This window comes from Mesorhizobium sp. M7A.F.Ca.US.006.04.2.1 (assembly GCF_004022915.1).
Classification (GTDB): Bacteria; Pseudomonadota; Alphaproteobacteria; order Rhizobiales; family Rhizobiaceae; genus Mesorhizobium; species Mesorhizobium ciceri.
In genome coordinates, this window is record NZ_RZQA01000646.1 from 1 (window position 1) to 3781 (window position 3781).

The following is a 3781-nucleotide window of genomic DNA, read 5'->3' on the forward strand; positions in this document are numbered from 1 at the left end:
GCCGGTCCTCGTCGCGGATCGGTGGTTCCGACCAGCCCGCGAGTTGGCGGGCGGTGGGGCTGTCACGGCGGTATTTGCCGGACAGCAATCCGCCGGCAAGCGGGCTCCAGACCAGAACGCCCAGCCCCTGGTCGACGGAAATCGGCAGCAGTTCGTACTCCGCTTCGCGCGCTTCCAGCGTGTAGTGGATCTGCTGCGTGATGAAGCGCGGCTGATGACGGCTGTCGCTGATGCCGAGCGCCTTCATCACCTGCCAGCCGGAATAGTTGGAGCAGCCGACATAGCGGATCTTGCCCTGGGCAACCAGCGTGTCGAGCGCGCCGATGGTTTCCTCCAGCGGCGTCACGCCATCCCATTCGTGCAGGAAATAGATGTCGATGACGTCGGTCTTGAGCCGCTTCAGGCTCTTCTCGCATTCCCGGATCAGGTGATGGCGCGACAGGCCTTCATCGTTTGGACCTTTGCCGATCCGCATCCGTGCCTTGGAGGCGATCAGCACGTCGCCCTTGCGCTTGCCGCCGAGCGCTTCGCCGATGATTTCTTCGGAAATGCCGTTCGAATAGACATTGGCGGTGTCGATGACATTGATGCCGGCGTCGATACAGAGATCGATCATCCGGCGCGCTTCGTCGAGATCGGTCTTGCCAACCGCCGAAAAAGCACCGGCGCCGCCGAACGTCATGGTCCCCATGGTCAGTGTCGATACTTTCAGGCCGGAACGGCCGAGGGTGCGGTATTCCATGTCGGTCCTCGCGATTGCATTGGGAAAGGGCTGGGGAGGGCGCCCGAAAGTGGCCGCTATTTGTAGGACAATTTGGGCGACGTGTCTCCATGCCAGCGCGGCGGATCGATCATGCCTGGCTGGACCGACGGCGGCGGTGACCATGCTCGCGCTGCAATAAAACCGTCATTGCAGGCCTATATGGAAGTCGGCTCAGGTGTTGCCGTTCCCGGGCTGTAGGCCGGGAGTTTGGGGCGCCGGACGTGGATCGACAGAGCTTGCAAGTGGAGCAGCCGATAATGACCGAGCTAAAACAGAATTCTCCGGCCAGGGATTGGCTTGAAGCCGAGCTCGCCGACACGCTTGACGAAGACTATGAGCTCGAAATGTCGGAGCCGGCGCTGTCGATGGAGATCGCCAAGATCTACAAGAACTCGCATCCGCCTTCGATCGATCGCATGCAGTATTTTCGCGACCTGATCACCCTGCAGTCCGAATTGATCAAGCTGCAGTCCTGGGTCGCCCACCACAAGAAGAAGCTGGTGGTGATCTTCGAGGGACGCGATTCGGCCGGCAAGGGCGGTGTCATCAAACGCATCACCCAGCGCCTCAACCCGCGCATCTGCCGTGTCGTCGCACTGCCGGCGCCGACGGAGCGCGAAAAGTCGCAATGGTATTTCCAGCGCTATGTCCCGTATCTGCCGGCCGGCGGCGAGATCGTGCTGTTCGACCGCTCATGGTACAACCGCTCGGGCGTCGAGCGGGTGATGGGCTTTGCCCAGCCCGATCAGGTCGAAGAATTCTTCCACGACGTGCCGGAATTCGAGCGCATGCTGGTCCGCTCGGGCATCACCGTGGTCAAATACTGGTTCTCGATCACCGACGAGGAACAGCAGATGCGCTTCCTGATGCGCATCCACGATCCGATGAAACAGTGGAAACTGTCGCCGATGGACCTGCAGTCGCGCGTGCGCTGGGAGCAGTACACCAAGGCCAAGGAAGAGACCTTCGCCCGCACCAACATCCCGGAAGCGCCCTGGTTCATCGTCGAGGGCAACGACAAGAAACGCGCGCGGCTGAACTGCATCGACCATCTGCTCAAGCAGCTGCCTTACGAGGAAGTGCCGCACGAGGAGATCACTTTGCCGGAGCGCGTCTTCAACCCCGAATACGAACGCCAGGTGCTGCCGCGCGAGCTCTACGTACCGGAGAAGTATTGAGGCAGACGAAGCTGCGATCTCCCCCACGAGGGGGGAGATTGGCTCTCCACCTTACGCCCGCTTGATGGTGACGTGCGTTGCGAGCGGGGTCGCCACCTGCTCGCTGCAGATATAGCCGAGCTTGAGCATGTCCAGGCCGGCAAAAAGGTTCTCGCCCGTGCCCAGCAGCACCGGCGCGATCGCCAGATGCATCTCGTCGATCAGTTTTTCCTGCAGATATTGCCGTATGGTGGCGACGCCGCCGCCGACCCGCACATCCTTGCCGCCAGCGGCAGCCTTGGCCTGTTCAAGAGCTGAATGGATGCCGTCGATGACGAAGTGGAAAGTGGTGCCGCCCTCCATCGTGATCGGTTCCCGCTTGTGATGGGTCAGCACGAAAACCGGCACATGATAGGGCGGGTTGTCGCCCCACCAGCCTTTCCAGCTGTCGTCAGGCCATTCGCCGCGGATCGGTCCGAACATGTTGCGGCCGAGGATCCAGGCGCCGACATTTTCGAAGCTGCGCGCCGCGAACGCCTCGTTGACGTCGGTGGTGCCGCCATCTTGTCCGAGCACCATCTCGCGGAAGGTGCGGGTGTCGACAAACCACTTGTGCAAGGATTCCCCACCGACGCCGAGCGGATTTTGCAGATCCTGATCGGGACCGGCGCCATAGCCGTCGAGCGATAGGGTGAAAGCGTTGACGCGAAGTTTGGACATGCGAGCCTCCTCGATAACCGATTGTGTTTTGCAAGCAGTTTTTTGTAACAAACCGATTGTGAATTGCAAGCGGTATTTTCAAGCTCAAACGAAGCCCACGCAACGGTCAAGTGGCCCTCGCTATGGATTCCCCGGCCAAGAGCCGGAAATTGGTATGGATGTCGAAGCGGATTGGCCGACATTGCTCGCCGCGACCGGCCGTCGTCGCGAAGAGAAATTACCCCTTCAACATCTCCGCCACTTCGGGTGCGAAATAGGTCAGGATGCCGTCGCAGCCGGCGCGCTTGAAGGCGAGCAGCGATTCCAGCATTGCCTTCTCGCCGTCGATCCAGCCATTGGCGCCTGCCGCCTTGATCATCGAATATTCGCCTGACACCTGGTAGGCGAAGGTCGGCATCTGGAACTCGTCCTTCAGCCGCCGGATGATGTCGAGATAGGGCAGGCCGGGCTTGACCATCAGCATGTCGGCGCCCTCGGCGATGTCCTGTTCGGCCTCTCTCACCGCCTCGTCCGAATTGGCATGGTCGATGTAATAGGTCTTCTTGTCGCCCTTGAGCAGACCGGCGGTGCCCACCGCCTCGCGATAGGGTCCGTAGAAGGCCGAGGCGAATTTGGTCGCATAGGACATGATCGCCACGTCCTGAAAACCATTGGCATCGAGCGCGTCGCGGATGGCGCCGATGCGACCGTCCATCATGTCGGACGGTGCGATGATGTCGGCGCCGGCGGCCGCCTGGATGACTGCAGCGGCGGTCACCTGTTCCACTGTCTCGTCGTTGACGATGATGCCGTCGCGCAGGATGCCGTCATGGCCGTGGCTGGTGAATGGGTCGAGCGCTGCGTCGGTGATGATGCCGATCTGCGGTACCGCATCCTTGATCGCACGGGTGGCGCGGTTGATCACATTGTCGGGATCGAGGATGTGCGAGCCGGTCTGGTCGCGCAGCGAGATGTCCACATTGGGGAAGGTGGCGAGGGCGGGAATGCCGAGTTTTGCCGCGCGCTCTGCCTCCTTGACGGCGAGATCGATCGACAGGCGGAAGACGCCGGGCATGGCGGCGATAGGCTCGCGGATACCCTTGCCCTCGACGACGAAGATCGGCCAGATCAAATCGTCGACCGTGAGCCGGTTCTCCTGCAC

The 3781-nt window shown here is 61.4% G+C and carries 4 protein-coding genes; 1 reads left to right on the forward strand and 3 read right to left on the reverse strand.

Annotation, left to right across the window (positions count from 1 at the left end; translation table 11 throughout):
* Positions 1–742: aldo/keto reductase (locus EN925_RS27175; protein ID WP_164894416.1), on the reverse strand; the 742-nt coding region annotated here is incomplete at its 3' end.
* 278 nt (positions 743–1020) lie between these two features.
* On the opposite strand from EN925_RS27175, the gene ppk2 reads away from it, so the two are divergent.
* Positions 1021–1941, forward strand: coding sequence for a polyphosphate kinase 2 (gene ppk2 / locus EN925_RS27180; RefSeq protein ID WP_127368484.1), 921 nt, complete (start codon positions 1021–1023; stop codon positions 1939–1941).
* Positions 1942–1992: 51 nt separating this feature from the next.
* On the opposite strand, the gene EN925_RS27185 is transcribed toward ppk2, so the two are convergent.
* On the reverse strand, positions 1993–2640 hold the full coding sequence (locus EN925_RS27185; RefSeq protein WP_127368485.1) for a dihydrofolate reductase family protein: 648 nt from the start codon (positions 2638–2640) through the stop codon (positions 1993–1995).
* 217 nt (positions 2641–2857) lie between these two features.
* Positions 2858–3781 (reverse strand): porphobilinogen synthase (gene hemB / locus EN925_RS27190; RefSeq protein WP_128337054.1); only part of this gene is annotated, 924 nt, incomplete at its 5' end.